At 70.9% G+C, this 15,952-nt stretch carries 13 protein-coding genes; 11 read left to right on the top strand and 2 right to left on the bottom strand.

Annotation, left to right across the window (positions count from 1 at the left end):
* Window positions 1-99: 99 nt before the first annotated feature.
* The 8 genes from mqo (at window position 100) to ACAG26_RS13345 (ending at window position 11,813) form a co-directional block, all read left to right on the top strand.
* A complete protein-coding gene (gene mqo, locus ACAG26_RS13310; protein ID WP_370482887.1) occupies window positions 100-1,596 on the top strand; it encodes a malate dehydrogenase (quinone) in 1,497 nt (498 codons plus the stop codon).
* A gap of 11 nt (window positions 1,597-1,607) precedes the next feature.
* A complete protein-coding gene (locus ACAG26_RS13315; protein WP_370482889.1) occupies window positions 1,608-3,470 on the top strand; it encodes a magnesium chelatase subunit D family protein in 1,863 nt (620 codons plus the stop codon).
* A gap of 23 nt (window positions 3,471-3,493) precedes the next feature.
* Complete coding sequence (gene cobO / locus ACAG26_RS13320) at window positions 3,494-4,108, top strand: cob(I)yrinic acid a,c-diamide adenosyltransferase (protein WP_370482891.1); 615 nt, start codon at window positions 3,494-3,496, stop codon at window positions 4,106-4,108.
* The gene (locus ACAG26_RS13325) at window positions 4,105-5,481 is read left to right on the top strand and encodes a cobyrinate a,c-diamide synthase (protein ID WP_370482893.1); all 1,377 of its coding nucleotides are present in this window, start codon (window positions 4,105-4,107) and stop codon (window positions 5,479-5,481) included. Before cobO ends, ACAG26_RS13325 begins: the two co-directional genes overlap by 4 nt.
* Complete coding sequence (gene cobA, locus ACAG26_RS13330) at window positions 5,478-6,683, top strand: uroporphyrinogen-III C-methyltransferase (RefSeq protein WP_370482895.1); 1,206 nt, start codon at window positions 5,478-5,480, stop codon at window positions 6,681-6,683. Before ACAG26_RS13325 ends, cobA begins: the two co-directional genes overlap by 4 nt.
* A 33-nt stretch (window positions 6,684-6,716) precedes the next feature.
* Window positions 6,717-8,297 carry an MFS transporter gene (locus tag ACAG26_RS13335; RefSeq protein ID WP_370482897.1) on the top strand — a complete coding sequence of 527 codons (1,581 nt, stop codon included), beginning with the start codon at window positions 6,717-6,719 and terminating at the stop codon, window positions 8,295-8,297.
* Between the two features lie 154 nt (window positions 8,298-8,451).
* Window positions 8,452-9,945, top strand: a complete 1,494-nt coding sequence (locus ACAG26_RS13340) for an MFS transporter (protein WP_370482899.1) — start codon at window positions 8,452-8,454, stop codon at window positions 9,943-9,945.
* Window positions 9,946-10,064: 119 nt separating this feature from the next.
* Complete coding sequence (locus ACAG26_RS13345; RefSeq protein ID WP_370482901.1) at window positions 10,065-11,813, top strand: proline--tRNA ligase; 1,749 nt, start codon at window positions 10,065-10,067, stop codon at window positions 11,811-11,813.
* A 130-nt stretch (window positions 11,814-11,943) separates the two neighbouring features.
* On the opposite strand, the gene ACAG26_RS13350 is transcribed toward ACAG26_RS13345, so the two are convergent.
* Both ACAG26_RS13350 and ACAG26_RS13355 read right to left on the bottom strand, forming a co-directional pair.
* A complete protein-coding gene (locus tag ACAG26_RS13350) occupies window positions 11,944-12,411 on the bottom strand; it encodes a ferritin-like domain-containing protein (protein ID WP_370482903.1) in 468 nt (155 codons plus the stop codon).
* Window positions 12,408-12,917, bottom strand: coding sequence for a hypothetical protein (locus ACAG26_RS13355; protein WP_370482905.1), 510 nt, complete (start codon window positions 12,915-12,917; stop codon window positions 12,408-12,410). The genes ACAG26_RS13350 and ACAG26_RS13355 overlap by 4 nt, the downstream gene beginning before the upstream one ends.
* 319 nt (window positions 12,918-13,236) lie before the next feature.
* Here ACAG26_RS13355 and rimP point away from each other — a divergent pair, with 319 nt between their 5' ends.
* The 3 genes from rimP to ACAG26_RS13370 are packed head-to-tail and all read left to right on the top strand — an operon-like array spanning window position 13,237 to window position 15,860.
* Complete coding sequence (gene rimP / locus ACAG26_RS13360) at window positions 13,237-13,752, top strand: ribosome maturation factor RimP (protein ID WP_370482907.1); 516 nt, start codon at window positions 13,237-13,239, stop codon at window positions 13,750-13,752.
* Window positions 13,749-14,786, top strand: coding sequence for a transcription termination factor NusA (gene nusA / locus ACAG26_RS13365; protein ID WP_370482909.1), 1,038 nt, complete (start codon window positions 13,749-13,751; stop codon window positions 14,784-14,786). Before rimP ends, nusA begins: the two co-directional genes overlap by 4 nt.
* Before the next feature lie 9 nt (window positions 14,787-14,795).
* Window positions 14,796-15,860, top strand: a complete 1,065-nt coding sequence (locus ACAG26_RS13370) for a glycoside hydrolase family 172 protein (RefSeq protein WP_370482911.1) — start codon at window positions 14,796-14,798, stop codon at window positions 15,858-15,860.
* The last annotated feature ends 92 nt before the right edge of the window (window positions 15,861-15,952 follow it).

The raw sequence follows: 15,952 nt of genomic DNA on the forward strand, positions 1-15,952 counted from the left end.
ACCGGGCGGGGATTCGACCGCGCCGGGTCAATAGCTGGGGCCGTCGGGATAACCTGGGGACCGAAGAAAACTGGCGAGTAGGTAAGGACGAAGGATCCGGTGTCAGACGAAGCCAAGACCGCGAAGACCGACGTCGTGCTGGTGGGCGCGGGGATTATGAGCGCCACGCTGGGCGCGTTGCTGCGCCGGGTGCAGCCGGACTGGTCGATCACGCTGATCGAACGCCTGGACGGTGCCGCCGCCGAAAGCAGCGACCCGTGGAATAACGCCGGCACCGGGCACTCGGCGCTGTGTGAGCTCAACTACACCCCGGAGCAGCCGGACGGCTCGATCGACATCACCAAGGCGGTGACCGTCAACGAGCAATTCCAGGTGACCCGCCAGTTCTGGGCCTACGCGGTGGAGAACGGGATGCTGACCGACGTGCGCAGCTTCCTCAACCCGGTTCCGCACGTCAGCTTCGTGCACGGCGCCGAGCGGATCGACTTCCTGCGGCGCCGCCAGCAGGCGCTGGCCGCCAACCCGCTGTTCGCCGCCACCGAGTTCATCGACGACCCCGATGAATTCGCCCGCCGGCTGCCGCTGATGGCCGCCGGCCGCGACTTCTCCGAACCGGTCGCGCTGAACTGGTCGGCCGACGGCACCGACGTCGATTTCGGCTCGCTGTCCAAACAGCTGATCGGCTACGGCGTGCAAAGCGGCACCACCGCGCTGTTCGGCCACGAGGTGCGCAACCTGTCCAAGCAGCGCGACGGCAGCTGGACCGTGAAGATCCGCAACCGACGCACCGGCCAGAAATCGAAGCTCAACGCCAAGTTCGTGTTCGTCGGCGCCGGCGGCGATGCGTTGCCGCTGCTGCAGAAGTCGGGCATCAAGGAGGCCAAGGGGTTTGGTGGTTTCCCGGTGGGCGGAAAGTTCATCCGCACCGGGAACCCGGAGCTGGCCGCCGCGCACCAGGCGAAGGTGTACGGCTTCCCGCCGCTGGGCGCCCCGCCCATGTCGGCGCCGCACCTGGACACCCGGGTCATCGGCGGCAAGTCCTGGCTGCTGTTCGGTCCGTTCGCCGGTTGGACGCCGAAGTTCTTGAAGCAGGGGCATTTCACCGACCTGCCGAAGTCGGTCAAACCCAACAACATGTCGTCGATGGTCAGCGTCGGGCTGACCCAGATGAGCCTGGTGAACTACCTCGTCGGGCAGCTGCTGCTGTCCGAGCCCGACCGGGTGGCCGCGCTGCGCGAGTTCGCGCCGACCGCCCGCGACGCCGACTGGGAGACCATCGAGGCCGGGCAGCGGGTGCAGGTCATCCGGCCGCAGGGTGCGAAGGGGGTGCTGGAATTCGGCACCACCGTGCTGGCCGACGCCGACGGCAGCATCGCCGGCCTGCTGGGGGCCTCGCCGGGCGCGTCGACCGCCGTGCCGGCCATGCTCGACGTGATGGAGCGGTGCTTCCCCGACCGGTATCAGTCCTGGCTGCCCACCCTCAAGGAGATGGTGCCGTCGCTGGGGACCCAGTTGTCCAATGAGCCCGCCCTGTTCGAGGAGGTCTGGTCCTGGGGCACCAAGGTGCTGGGGCTGAAGGCCGACACCGCCCGGTGACCGTCCCCGCGGTGACCCGATATCCGTTCAGCGCGATCGTCGGGCACGACCGGCTGCGCCTGGCGCTGATCCTGTGCGCGGTCCGTCCAGAGATCGGCGGGGTGCTGATCCGCGGCGAGAAGGGCACCGCCAAGTCGACGGCGGTGCGCGGGCTGGCCGCGTTGCTGCCCGCGGCCCGGCTGGTCGAGCTGCCGATCGGTGCGACCGAGGACCGGGTGATCGGTTCCCTGGATCTGCAGCGGGTGCTGCGCGACGGGGAACACGCGTTTTCGCCGGGCCTGCTGGCCCGCGCGCACGGCGGTGTCCTCTACGTCGACGAGGTCAACCTGCTGCACGATCACCTGGTCGATGTGCTGCTCGACGCCGCCGCGATGGGGCGGGTGCACATCGAACGCGACGGCATCTCGCATTCGCACGAGGCCCGGTTCGTGCTGATCGGGACGATGAACCCCGAGGAGGGGGAGCTGCGGCCGCAGCTGCTGGACCGCTTCGGGCTGACCGTCGACGTGCAGGCCTCCCGCGATGTCGACGTGCGGGTGCAGGTCATCCGGGCCCGGATGGCCTATGAAGCCGACCCGGACGGGTTCGCCGCCCGCTACGCCGCCGAGGATGCCGAGTTGGCCCGCCGCATCGCGGCCGCCCGCGCGGCCGTGGACGCGGTGGTGCTGCCGGAGACCGAGCTGCGCCGCATCGCCGCCTTGTGCGCGGCGTTCGACGTCGACGGGATGCGGGCCGATTTGGTGGTGGCCCGCACCGCCGTCGCGCACGCGGCCTGGCGCGGCGCCGACACCGTCGACGAATCCGACATCCGGGTGGCCGCCGAGTTGGCATTGCCGCACCGCCGGCGCCGCGACCCGTTCGACGAGCCCGGCATCGACCCCGCCCAGCTCGACGAGGCGCTGGCCCAGGCCGGCGCCGAGAACCCGGAGCCGGACCCGGATCCGCCCGGCGGCGGCCAGGCCTCGGAACCGGCGCCGGGCCAGCAGGATTCGTCCGCGTCGCGCCCGCAGGCGCCCAATTCGATGGGCGACGACCCGCAGCGCCCGGCTTCGCCGCGCTCGCGATCGTCGACGAAACCCAGCGCGCCGCCGGCGGCGACGTTCCGCACCCGCGCGCTGACCGTGCCCGGTGTCGGCGAGGGGGCGCCGGGGCGCCGATCCCGGGCCCGCAACAGCGCCGGGATGACGGTGGGCGCCACCGAGGACACCGCGCAGGGCCATGGCCTGCACCTGTTCGCGACGTTGTTGGCCGCGGCGGGGCGCGCCGGGGCGGGCCGGTTGCGGCCACAGCCCGACGACGTGCGCCGCGCGGTGCGCGAGGGCCGCGAGGGCAACCTGGTGGTGTTCGTCGTCGACGCGTCCGGGTCGATGGCCGCCCGCGACCGGATGGCCGCGGTCAGCGGCGCGGCGCTGTCGCTGCTGCGCGACGCCTATCAGCGGCGCGACAAGGTCGCGGTGATCACCTTCCGCGGGCAGCAGGCGCAGCTGGTGTTGCCGCCGACATCCTCGGCGCATATCGCCGGACGCCGGCTGGCCCGGTTCGACACCGGCGGCAAAACCCCGCTCGCCGAAGGCCTGCTGGCCGCCCGGGACCTGGTGGCACGGGAGAAGGTGCGCGACGCGGCGCGGCGCCCGCTGGTGGTGGTGCTCACCGACGGCCGGGCCACCGCCGGCCCGGACCCGTTGGGCCGCAGCCGGTCCGCGGCGGCCCGGTTGGTCGCCGAGGGTGCCGCCGCGGTGGTGGTGGACTGCGAAACGTCCTATGTGCGGCTGGGACTGGCCAGCGAGCTGGCCGCGGCGCTGGGTGCGCCGACCGTGCGGCTCGAACAGCTGCGCGCCGATCAGCTGACCTCGGCCGTGCGCCGGGCGGCGTGAACCAGGGGAGAAGGTAACCGCCGATGCCGCAAGGCCGTCCGCTCCAGGTGCCCGACGACGGGTTGACCACTCGGGCCCGACGCAACGCGCCGGTGCTGGCGGTGCACACCGGCCCGGGCAAGGGGAAATCGACGGCGGCGTTCGGGATGGCGTTGCGGGCCTGGAACGCCGGCCTGGACGTCGGGGTATTCCAGTTCGTCAAGAGCGCCAAATGGAAGGTCGGCGAGGAGTCGGCGTTTCGCCAGCTGGGCCGGCTGCACGACGAACACGGGGTCGGCGGCGCCGTCGAATGGCACAAGATGGGCGCCGGGTGGTCGTGGTCACGCAAAGCCGGCAGCGATGACGACCATGCCGTGGCGGCCGCCGCCGGGTGGGCGGAGATCGCCCGCCGGCTGGCCGCGCAGCAGCACGGGTTCTACGTGCTCGACGAGTTCACCTACCCGCTGAAGTGGGGTTGGGTCGACGTCGAGGAGGTGGTGGCGGTGCTGGTGGATCGACCGGGAACTCAGCACGTGGTGATCACCGGCCGGGACGCGCCGCCGCGGCTGATCGAGGCCGCGGACCTGGTCACCGAGATGACCAAGATCAAACATCCGATGGACGCCGGCCGCAAAGGGCAAAAAGGCATCGAGTGGTGAGCACCCCGGCGATCGTGGTGGCCGCCCCGGCCTCGGGCAGCGGGAAGACCACGGTGGCCACCGGTTTGATGGGCGCGCTGCGGCGCGCCGGGCACGCGGTCGCGGGGTTCAAGGTCGGCCCGGACTTCATCGACCCCGGCTATCACGCGCTGGCCACCGGCCGGCCCGGCCGCAACCTGGACCCGGTGCTGGTGGGGCAGGAGCTGATCGGGCCGCTGTACTCCCATGGCTGCGCCGGCGCGGACCTCGCCGTCATCGAGGGCGTGATGGGGCTGTTCGACGGGCGGATCGAGCCGTGCCCGACCGGCGTCGCCGCCGGATCCACCGCGCAGGTCGCCGGGCTGCTGGGCGCCCCGGTGCTGCTGGTGGTCGACACCCGCGGCCAAAGCCACAGCATCGCCGCGCTGCTGCACGGGTTTGCCACGTTTCACCCCGGCGTCCGCGTCGCCGGCGTGGTGCTCAACCGGGTCGGTTCGGCGCGGCACGAGCAGGTGCTGCGGTCGGCCTGCGAGCAGACCGGGATACCGGTGTGGGGGGCGATCCCGTGGGTCGATGAACTGGCGGTGCCGTCGCGGCACCTGGGCCTGGTCACCGCCGTCGAACACGGCAGCCGGGCCCGCGCCGCGGTGCGCGCGATGACCGATCTGGTGGCCCGCCACGTCGACTTGGCCGCGGTCGCCGCGGCCGCGACCGCGCAGGTCCCCGGCCCGTGCTGGGATCCGCAGGCCGCGGTCGGGCCGCCCGCGCACGGGCGGCCCACCGTGGCGGTGGCCGCCGGCAAAGCGTTCAGCTTCGGCTACCCCGAACACGGCGAACTGCTGCGAGCCGCCGGCGCCCAGGTCGCCGCATTCGATCCGCTGACCGACCCGCTGCCCGCCGACGCCGCCGCCCTGGTGCTGCCCGGCGGCTTCCCCGAGGAGCACACCGCCGAGCTGTCGGCCAACGAGCAGCTGCGCGCCCAGATCACCCAGCTGGCCGCCCGCGCCCCGGTGCACGCCGAATGCGCGGGGCTGACCTACCTGGTCACCGACCTCGACGGGTCCCCGATGTGCGGGGTGCTGGCCGGCTCGGCGCGGTTCACCCAACGGCTGACGCTGGGGTACCGGGACGTCGTCGCCGTCACCGACTCGCCGCCGTGGCCCACCGGCCAGCGCGCGGTGGGCCACGAATTTCACCGCACCGCAGTCACATTCACCGACGACTACCCGCCGGCGTGGGTGCGCCGGGGCGAGGACGGCGCGCCGGTGCACGACGGCGCCGTGCGCGGCGGGGTGCACGCGGCCTACCTGCACACCCATCCGGCGGCGCATCCGGAGTCGGTGCGGCGCTTCGTTGAGCATGCCGCCGACGCAGCCACTACAGTTGCCCGGTGACCGATAATCCCTACCTGGTCGGGCTGCGGCTGGCCGGCAAGAAGGTGGTCGTCGTCGGCGCGGGAAGTGTCGCGCAGCGTCGGCTCGGCCTGCTGATCGCCAGCGGCGCGCAGGTGCAGATCATTGGCCGGGCGGCGACCCCCGCCGTCGAGGCGATGGGGGCCACCGACGGTGTGACGCTGGAATTGCGCGACTACCGCGACGGCGACCTGGCCGGCGCCTGGTACGCCATCGCCGCCACCAACGACGCCGACGTCAACGCCGCCGTGGTCGCCGAAGCCGACCGCCGCCAGATCTTCTGCGTCCGCGCCGATATTGCCGTCGAGGGCACCGCGGTCACCCCGGCGACGTTCGGCTACGCCGGGCTGACGGTGGGGGTACTGGCCGGTGGCGAGCACCGCCGGTCGGCGGCGATCCGGTCCGCCATCCACGAGGCGCTGCAGGCCGGTCTGATCACCGCGGACAGCGTCGACGTGGTGCGTGGCGGGGTGGCGCTGGTCGGCGGCGGGCCCGGCGACCCCGAGCTGATCACCGTGCGCGGCCGGCGGCTGCTCGCCCAAGCCGACGTGGTGGTCGCCGACCGGCTGGCCCCGCCCGAGCTGCTCGCCGAACTGCCCCCGCAGGTGGAGGTCATCGACGCCGCCAAGATCCCGTACGGGCGGGCGATGGCCCAGGACGCCATCAACGCGGTGATGATCGAGCGAGCGAAGGCCGGGCAGTTCGTGGTGCGGCTCAAAGGCGGGGACCCGTTCGTGTTCGCCCGCGGCTACGAGGAGGTGTTGGCGTGCGCCGACGCCGGGATTCCGGTCACCGTGGTGCCCGGTGTGACCAGTGCCATAGCCGTGCCCGCCTTGGCCGGCGTTCCGGTCACCCATCGGGGCGTCAATCACGAGTTTGTGGTGGTCAGCGGCCATGTCGCGCCCGGGCACCCCGAATCGTTAGTGAATTGGGATGCACTGGCCGCGATGTCCGGCACCATTGTTTTGCTGATGGGCGTCGAACGCATCGAACAATTCAGCGAGGCGCTGCTGAAAGGCGGTCGACCTGCGGAAACCCCGGTGCTCGTGGTCCAGCACGGCACGACGGCCGCGCAACGGGCGTTGCGGGCGACGCTGCGCGACGCGCCGGAAAAGATTCGCGCCGAGGGCATTCGACCTCCCGCGATCATCGTCATCGGATCGGTCGCCGCCTTCGGCGCTTAAACAGCTCTTAATATTACTGTAGGGTAGCCCGCTATGACGGCTCTCAACGATGCAGAGCGGAGCGCCCCGGTGTGGGCGACCGACCAGCCGGAACAGGATGTTCCGGCGCGCGCCGGACGGAGTCTTGTGGATCGGTTCAGCAAGTACTACCCGGCCTGGCTGCCGTCGCGGCGCTTCATCGCCGCGGTGGTCGCGATCGGCGGTATGCAGCTGATGGCGACCATGGACGGCACCATCGCGATCGTCGCGCTGCCGAAGATCCAGAACGACCTGGATCTGTCCGATGCCGGGCGCAGCTGGGTGATCACCGCGTACGTGTTGACGTTCGGCGGGTTGATGCTGCTGGGCGGACGCCTCGGGGACACCATCGGGCGCAAGCGCACCTTCATCGTCGGCGTCGCCGGGTTCACCATCGCCTCGGCGCTGTGCGGGATCGCCTGGGATGAGGCGACGCTGACCACCGCCCGGCTGTTGCAGGGCATCGGTGCCGCCATCGCCTCACCGACCGGTCTGGCGTTGATCGCCACCACGTTCCCCAAGGGGCCGGGCCGCAATGCCGCGATGGCGGTGTTCGGTGCGATGACCGGTGTCGGCTCGGTGATGGGGCTGGTGGTCGGTGGCGCATTGACCGAGGTGTCGTGGCGGCTGGCCTTCATGGTCAACGTGCCGATCGGGTTGGTGATGATCTATCTGGCACGCACCGCGCTGCGGGAGACGACGCGGGAACGGATGAAGCTGGACGCCGCCGGGGCGGTGCTGGCCACGCTGGGCTGTACCGCTGCGGTCTTCGCGTTCTCGATCGGGCCGGAGCAGGGCTGGGTCTCGGCCATCACCATCGGTTCGGGGCTGGTGGCCGCGGCGGCGTTCGTGGCGTTCATCTGGGTGGAGCGCAGCGCCGAGAACCCGCTGGTGCCGTTGACGCTGTTTTTCGACCGCAACCGGCTGGCCACCTTCGCGGCGATGTTCCTGGGCGGTGGTGTGCTGTTCACGCTGACGGTGCTGATCGCCCTGTACGTGCAGGACATCATGGGCTACAGCCCGCTGCGCGCCGGTGTCGGCTTCATCCCGTTCGCCATCGCGATGGGCATCGGCCTGGGCGCGGCGTCGCAGCTGGTGCGGTACTTCCCGCCGCGGGTGCTGGTGATCGGCGGCGGCATCCTGGTCGTGGCGGCGATGGTGTATGGCTCAACGCTGAACGCCCGCATCCCGTATTTCCCGAACCTGGTGGTGCCGATCATCGTCGGCGGCATCGGTATCGGCGTGATCATTGTCCCGCTGGCGTTGGCCGCGATCGCCGGCGTCGGCTTCGACCAGATCGGGCCCACCTCGGCGATCGTGCTGATGCTGCAGAACCTCGGCGGCCCGTTGGTGTTGGCCGTCGTGCAGGCCGTCATCACCTCGCGCACGCTGTATCTGGGCGGGGTCAACGGCCCGGTGAAGGACATGAACCCCGCTCAACTGCATGCCCTGGACCAGGGCTACACCTACGGCCTGCTGTGGGTGGCCGGGGTGGCCGTCGTTGTCGGTGCGGTGTCGCTGCTGATCGGCTACACCGCCGCGCAGGTCGCGCACGCGCAGGAAGTCCAGGAAGCCCTCGACGCCGGCGAGCTGTAACTGTTTCGTCCGGGGCGCTCGCGCGGCGGTTGCGCCGCGGTTGCGCCGCGGTTGCGCCGAGATTGACGCCAGCGCGGGAAAGTGTGAGTAGCGATCGCGGTGACGTCGATCTCGGCGCAAGCGGTCGGTCGAATCCTCGGTAGGGTGGCATTCCATGTCCGCGGGGGGTAGCGCTCAGTCGACCGACCAGCGGCTCTCCTCCAGCGTGCTGGGGATCGCCATCGTGGCGATCACCGGGATGCAGCTGATGTCGACGCTGGACGGCACCATCGTGATCGTCGCGCTGCCGCGGATGCAGGCCGAACTCGACCTGTCCGACGCCGCCAAAAGCTGGGTGATCACCGCCTACGTGCTGGCGTTCGGCGGCCTGCTGCTGCTCGGCGGCCGGGTCGGCGACGCCGTCGGCCACAAACGGGCGTTCATCTCCGGGGTCGGGCTGTTCACCATCGCCTCGCTGGCCTGCGGGTTGGCCACCCAAGGACCGTTCCTGATCCTGGCGCGGGCCGTGCAGGGGATGGGCGCCGCGGTGGCCGCCCCCACCAGTCTGGCGCTGATCGCGTCCACCTACGCGGTCGGCCCGGCCCGCAACCAGGCGATGGCGGTGTCGGCGGCCATGCAGGGCGCCGGATCGGTGCTGGGGTTGATCCTCGGCGGCGCGCTGACCGTGGTGTCGTGGCGGCTGGCGTTTTTGATCAACGTCCCGATCGGGATCCTCATCGTGGCCGTCGCGGTGACCCGGCTGGCCGAGACGCGGCACGAGCGGCTCAAATTGGACGTCTCCGGTGCGCTGCTGGCCACGCTGGGCTGCACCTGCGGCGTGCTGGTGTTCACCCAGGGGCCGCCGCGCGGCTGGGTCGACCCGTGGGTGATCGGCGCCGGCGTGGCGGCCGCGGGCTGCGGGCTGGCGTTTTTGATCGTCGAGCGCTCGGCGGCCAACCCGCTGGTGCCGTTGGCGGTGTTCGACAACCGCAACCGGGTGGCGACCTTCATCGCGTACTTCCTGGCCGGCGGCGTGATGCTCACGGTGAGCGTGATGATCGGCCTGCTGGTCCAAGACGTGCTCGGCTACTCGGCGCTGCGGGCCGGCATCTGTTTCATCCCGTTCGCGGTGGGCATGGCGATCGGCAACGTGTTGAGCACCCGGGTGGCCGGGCTGATCGCACCGCGCTGGCTGGTGATCGGCGCCGGCGCCCTGGTGCTGGGCGCCATGTTGTTCGGGTCCACGCTGCAACGCGACGTGCCGTATTTTCCCGATCTGCTGACGCTGTTCGTGGTGGGCGGCTTCGGTATCGGCGTCATCTCGGTGATCCTGCCGCTGTGCGCGGTCGCCGAGGTCGGTCCGGCCGAGATCGGCCCGGTGTCGGCGATCACGTTGATGGTGTACAACCTGGGCGGCCCGCTGGTGCTGGTCGTCATCCAGGCCGTGCAGGTGTCACGCACCCTGTATCTCGGGGGTGTCAGCGGACCGGTCACCGACATGACACCGGCTCAACTCGACGCGCTGGGCCACGGCTACACCTATTCGCTGCTGTGGGTGGCGGCAATCGCCGTGCTGGTGGGTGCCGCCGCGCTGTTCATCGGCTTCTCCGCGCGCCAGATCGGCGTCGCCCAATACACCAAGGAGGCGGTGGAGGCCGGCGAGCTGTAGGGTTCCCGCGGCCGAGTCTCCCCGAGATCGACGCCGGCGCGACAAAATCCGAGTGGACCGCACGCCACGGTCGATCTCGGCGCAGAAGCCTCCGCGTTGCCCGGCTAAGCTGGCCCGCTGTGATCACCCGGATGTCTGAGCTGTTCCTGCGCACCCTGCGCGACGACCCCGCCGACGCGGAAGTCCCCAGCCACAAGTTGCTGATCCGGGCCGGCTACATCCGGCCCATCGGACCCGGGCTGTACAGCTGGCTGCCGCTGGGGCTGCGGGTACTGCGCCGCATCGAACGGGTGGTCCGCGAGGAGATGAACGCCATTGGCGGCCAGGAGATCCTGTTCCCGGCGCTGCTGCCGCGGGCGCCCTATGAGACCACGAACCGGTGGACCGAGTACGGCGAGAGCGTTTTTCGGTTGCAGGACCGCCGCCGCAACGACTACATGCTGGCCCCGACGCTGGAAGAGCTGTTCACCTTGACGGTCAAGGGGGAGTACAGCTCCTACAAGGATTTCCCGGTGGTGCTGTACCAGGTCGCGACCAAATACCGCGACGAGGCGCGGCCGCGGGCCGGCATCCTGCGCGCCCGCGAGTTTTTGATGAAGGACTCCTACTCCTTCGACGTCGACGATGACGGGCTCAAGACCGCCTACCACGCGCACCGCGACGCCTACCAGCGCATCTTCGAACGGTTGGGTGTGCGCTACGTCATCGTGTCCGCGGTCTCCGGCGCGATGGGCGGCTCGGCGTCCGAGGAGTTTCTGGCCGAAAGCGACATCGGCGAGGACACCTTCGTGCGCTGCCGCGAATCCGGGTATGCCGCCAACGTGGAGGCGGTGGTCACCGCCCGCCCGGAGCCGCTGGCGCTCGACGGGCTGCCCGAGGCGGTCGCATACGACACCCCGGGAACCCCCACCATCGCCACCCTGGTGGACTGGGCCAACTCCGCGGGGCTGGGCCGCACCGTCACCGCCGCCGACACATTGAAAAACGTGCTGCTCAAGGTCCGCGAACCGGGCGGGGAGTGGGAGCTGCTCGGCATCGGCGTGCCCGGCGACCGCGAGGTCGACGATAAGCGGCTGGCGGCCGCGCTGGAGCCCGCCGAATACGCGCTGCTCGACGACGACGACTTCACCAAATACCCGTTCCTGGTGAAGGGCTACATCGGGCCGAAGGCGCTGCGGGACAACGGTGTTCGTTACCTAGTCGATCCGCGGGTGGTGGACGGCACCAGCTGGATCACCGGCGCCGACGAACCCGGCCGGCACGTGGTGGGGCTGGTGGCCGGCCGCGACTTCACCGCCGACGGCACCATCGAGGCCGCCGAGGTGCGCGACGGGGACCCGTCGCCGGACGGGGGGGGACCGCTGGTGAGCGCCCGCGGCATCGAGATTGCCCACATCTTCCAGCTCGGCCGCAAATACACCGATGCGTTTGCCGCCGACGTGCTCGGCGAGGACGGCAAGCCGGTGCGGCTGACCATGGGCTCCTACGGCATCGGGGTGTCCCGGCTGGTCGCCGTCGTCGCCGAACAGCACCACGACGAGCTGGGCCTGCGCTGGCCGGCGCAGATCGCCCCGTTCGACGTGCACCTGGTGATCGCCAACAAGGACGCCGAGGCCCGCACCGGGGCCACCACGCTGGCCACCGATCTGGACCGGCTGGGGATCGAGGTACTACTCGACGACCGGCAGGCGTCGCCGGGGGTGAAGTTCAAGGACGCCGAACTGCTCGGGGTGCCCTGGATCGTGGTGGTCGGCCGCGGCTGGGCCGACGGCGTGGTCGAGTTGCGCAACCGCTTCACCGGTGAGACCCGCGAGCTGAGCGTCGGGGTGTCGCTGGCCATCACCGTGGCCGGCGCCATCGCCGGGTAGCGCTGCCGCCTGCGCCGGCTGCCGCCTGCCGCCTGTCGGCTGCCGCCTGCCGCGAACGTGCGCAGAATGCCAGTTCGAGGGTGGTTTTGGCGTACAACTGCGCACGCTCGCGGGGTAGGGTCAGCCGGGCTTACTCGCTGCCGCCGGGGAACGCCCCGGCGATCGGCCAGATGTCCAACGCCCGATTCCACCGGGCGCCCAGCACCGCGCTCTGCGTCAACGCGGTGACCGCGAAGGCCCGGTCCTCCGACGTCTGGGCGTGCTCGAGGACCGCCCGCCAGGCCACCGCGGCGTCGTTTTCCATCCGCGCCGCCAGCTGGGCGGCCTCCGTGGGATTGTTCACCGGGACCGGCAGCTGGTAGCCGGCCGCGGCGACCGGGACCGTCACCGACCGGTCGGCCAACATGGTGACGACCTGATCGCGGCGGTCGCGGTGCTGGTGCAGGGCGTCGGCCACCAGGTAGTTGATGTCCGGCGGGGAATGCGCCGACACCATCCCGTAGCCGTAGATGACGCCGTATTCGGTGGTCAGCGCCTCGGCCAGGGCCGCGTCGCCGGGCTTGTCGGGTGCGGACGGGCTGGGCTCGGTTGAGGTCATGACCCGGTCTCCCCGCTGGCCAGCGCGACCGTGTAGGCGACGGTGCAAGCCGCCGCGATGGAGCCCAGCAGCCCGGCCCGGTAGCCCGACGAGCTGGCCGCCACCGTGCCGGCGCTATCGGCCGAGGTGTGCAAGGCGTTGATGACGTCGGGCAGCGTGGGCGGCGGCCCGGCTTGTGCGGTGGCGCTGGGTGAGGTCGAGGCCGCAGAGGAGGTGGGCGCGGGCTGTCCAGCCGCCCGGGCGATCTCGGTGGCCAGCGCCTGCGCGTGGTCGGAGCGCTGGGCGGCGACGGTGGTCAGCGCCGCGGCAAGCGAGGGGTCCGCCGCGGCGGCGGCCGCGGTCGCGAGCGCGCTGTCGTGGCGGGCCAGCTCCAGCTGCGCTTCCAGGTCATCGACCTCGGGCTCCGGCGTAGAACTGCACGCTGAGACCGCCACGCCGAGCAGGGCCAAGGCCACACCGCCGGCCAGCACATGACGCCTGCTGACGACGGGGGAGGTGCTGGGCACGCCAACATCCTGCCATTGCGGCCCGGTCCGACTCGCGGCGGCGACGCGAAGGCGCGCCTCACCGAACGCCGGGTCCTTCGGTGAGATTGCCGTGCGGGCTGTGCCGAACCCGGCCACCGCGACCCTCGGCGAATCTCACGAACGATCCGGGAAGCGCCGATCGCCGGTCCCCGCAGCGGCGGCTGTGCGATGGCTGAGCGCTTCGCTTCTTCGCGCCGGCATGCACGATTCCTGGCGTATCGTTGGTAGCTGGTGCCCCGGCCCGCCGACACGGCGAACCGGGGCTGAGGACTGGACAACTCAAGATGAGGAGCTCGCCGTGACCACCGGCCTACCGTCGCAGACGCAGGTGATCGAGCTACTCGATGGAGAGTTCGCGCGCGCCGGATACGAAATCGAAGACGTCGTCGTCGACACCCACGCCCGCCCCCCGCGCATCACCGTGATCGCCGACGGCGACACCGCGCTCGACCTGGACACCGCCGCGGAGTTGGCGCGTTCGGCCTCGGCGTTGCTCGACGGGCTGGACGGGATCGACGAGCAATACGTGCTGGAGGTCAGCTCCCCGGGCGTCGAGCGGCCGCTGACCAGCGAGAAGCATTTCCGCCGTGCGCGCGGCCGCAAGGTCGACCTGACCCTCGCCGACGGGGCGCAGCTCACCGGCCGGGTCGGCCCAATCCACGACAACACGCTGACGCTGGTGATCCGGTCTGGCCGGGACTGGGCGGTCCGCGAAATCCCGACTGACCAGATTGTGAAAGCCGTTGTGCAGGTGGAGTTTTCGCGGCCATCGCAGCGGGAGCTGGAGTTGGCGGGATCGGAGGCCGGAGCATGAACATCGACATGGCCGCGCTGCACGCGATCGAGGCCGACAAGGGCATCTCGGTGGATGTGGTGGTCGAGACCATCAAGTCCGCGCTGCTGACCGCCTACCGGCACACCGAGGGGCACGAGGCCGACGCGCACATCGATATCGACCGGAAAACCGGTGTGGTCAAGGTGATCGCCCGCGAGGTCGACGTGGACGGCAACGTCATCTCCGAATGGGATGACACCCCCGAAGGGTTCGGCAGGATCGCGGCCACCACCGCGCGGCAAGTGATTCTGCAGCGGCTGCGGGACGCCGAAAATGAGCGCAACTACGGCGAGTTCTCCACCCGCGAGGGCGAGATCGTGGCCGGGGTGATCCAACGGGACAGCCGGGCCAACGCCCGCGGCCTGGTCGTGGTCCGGATGGGCAGCGAAACCAAGGGCTCGGAGGGAGTGATCCCGGCCGCCGAACAGGTTCCCGGGGAGAGCTACGAGCACGGCGATCGGCTGCGCTGCTACGTGGTCGGGGTGACCCGGGGGAGCCGCGAGCCGCTGATCACGCTGTCGCGCACCCACCCCAACCTGGTGCGCAAACTGTTCTCGCTGGAGGTGCCCGAGATCGCCGACGGCTCGGTGGACATCGTCGCGGTCGCCCGCGAAGCCGGTCACCGCTCCAAAATCGCGGTCGCGTCGCGGGTGCCCGGCCTCAACGCCAAGGGCGCCTGCATCGGCCCGATGGGGCAGCGGGTGCGCAACGTGATGAGCGAGCTGTCCGGGGAGAAGATCGACATCATCGACTACGACGAGGACCCGGCGCGGTTCGTCGCCAACGCGTTGTCGCCGGCGAAGGTGGTGTCGGTGACGGTGATCGACCAGGCGGCCAAGGCCGCCCGCGTGGTGGTGCCCGACTTCCAGCTGTCGCTGGCGATCGGCAAGGAGGGCCAGAACGCGCGGCTGGCGGCCCGGCTCACCGGCTGGCGCATCGACATCCGCAGCGACGCGCCCGCGCATTCGGGCAGTCCCGGCGACCACGGCCACGGGGCGCCGCACGAGCACTGAGCCGACGCCATGACCGACCTGCGTTCCCTGGCCCGGCTCAGCGGTGCGCAGTCCCGGTCGATCAGCCCGGAGAACTTTGACGGGGCCAAAGGGGGCGGTGCCCGCGCCACCGAGGGCACCGGCGCCGCGGCCGCCGCGCACCTGGGCGCGGGTTGGAAGATCTCGCCCAGCGTCGACATCGATGGGCACGCCACCCACGAGCTGGCGGCCATCGACGGGCCGGCGCTGATCACCCACATCTGGCTGACCACGCATCACCGCCACTGGCGCAGCCTGATCCTGCGGGCCTACTGGGACGGCGCCGACGAGCCCGCGATCGAGGTCCCGCTGGGCGACTTCTTCGGCCAGGGCTGGGGCGAGTTCGCCCAGCTGTCCTCGGTGCCGGTCGCGGTAAACCCGCACGGCGGCTTCAACAGCTACTGGCCGATGCCGGTGCCCCGGCACGGGCGGCTCACGTTGGAGAACCGGGCGCCGGCGACGGCCACCGTCTATTACCAAATCAGCTACGAGATCGACGTCGACGTCGCCGGGGCCGGCTACCTGCACAGCCAGTTTCGCCGCAGCAACCCGTTGGCCGCCGGCAGCGTGCACCCGATCCTGGACGCCGTGCCCGGCGCCGGCAAGTACGTCGGCACCTACCTGGCCTGGGGGGTCAACCGTCCCGGCTGGTGGGGCGAGGGTGAGGTCAAGTTCTACCTCGACGGCGACGAGGAGTACCCCACCATCTGTGGCACCGGCACCGAGGACTACTTCGGCGGTGCCTGGAACTTCGACGTGCCCGGCCAGGGCTACACCGCGTACACGACCCCGTTTCTGGGGCTGCACCAGATCCTCCGGCCGGACGGGCTGTACCGCAGCCAGCAGCGGTTCGGCATGTACCGCTGGCACCTGGCCGACCCGATCCATTTCCACCGCGATCTGCGGGTCGACGTTCAGGCCCTGGGGTGGACGTCGCGGGGGCGCTACCAGCCGTTGCATGACGACATCGCCTCGACCGCGGTGTTCTACCTGGATCGCCCGTCGGCGCCGCGCCCGCCGCTGCCCGGCGCCGACGAGCTGGAGGTGGGCGGGTAGCGAGGGCAGAAGATAGGTGGTTCGGAACACCCCCGGCGTATAGGTAGACTGAGCCGTGATCCAGCGCGAGAATCCGGCTGTTGACTCGCGAC

Origin of the sequence: Mycobacterium sp. pUA109 (assembly GCF_041287095.1) — a bacterium.
Lineage (GTDB): Bacteria > Actinomycetota > Actinomycetes > Mycobacteriales > Mycobacteriaceae > Mycobacterium.

Excerpts from the sequence above, each read along its gene's own strand:
- cobO (WP_370482891.1), top strand. The coding sequence starts at position 3,494 with ATGCCGCAAGGCCGTCCGCTCCAGGTGCCCGACGACGGGTTGACCACT.
- ACAG26_RS13335 (WP_370482897.1), top strand. The coding sequence starts at position 6,717 with ATGACGGCTCTCAACGATGCAGAGCGGAGCGCCCCGGTGTGGGCGACC.
- ACAG26_RS13340 (WP_370482899.1), top strand. The coding sequence starts at position 8,452 with ATGTCCGCGGGGGGTAGCGCTCAGTCGACCGACCAGCGGCTCTCCTCC.
- ACAG26_RS13350 (WP_370482903.1), bottom strand. The coding sequence starts at position 12,411 with ATGACCTCAACCGAGCCCAGCCCGTCCGCACCCGACAAGCCCGGCGAC.
- nusA (WP_370482909.1), top strand. The coding sequence starts at position 13,749 with ATGAACATCGACATGGCCGCGCTGCACGCGATCGAGGCCGACAAGGGC.
- ACAG26_RS13370 (WP_370482911.1), top strand. The coding sequence starts at position 14,796 with ATGACCGACCTGCGTTCCCTGGCCCGGCTCAGCGGTGCGCAGTCCCGG.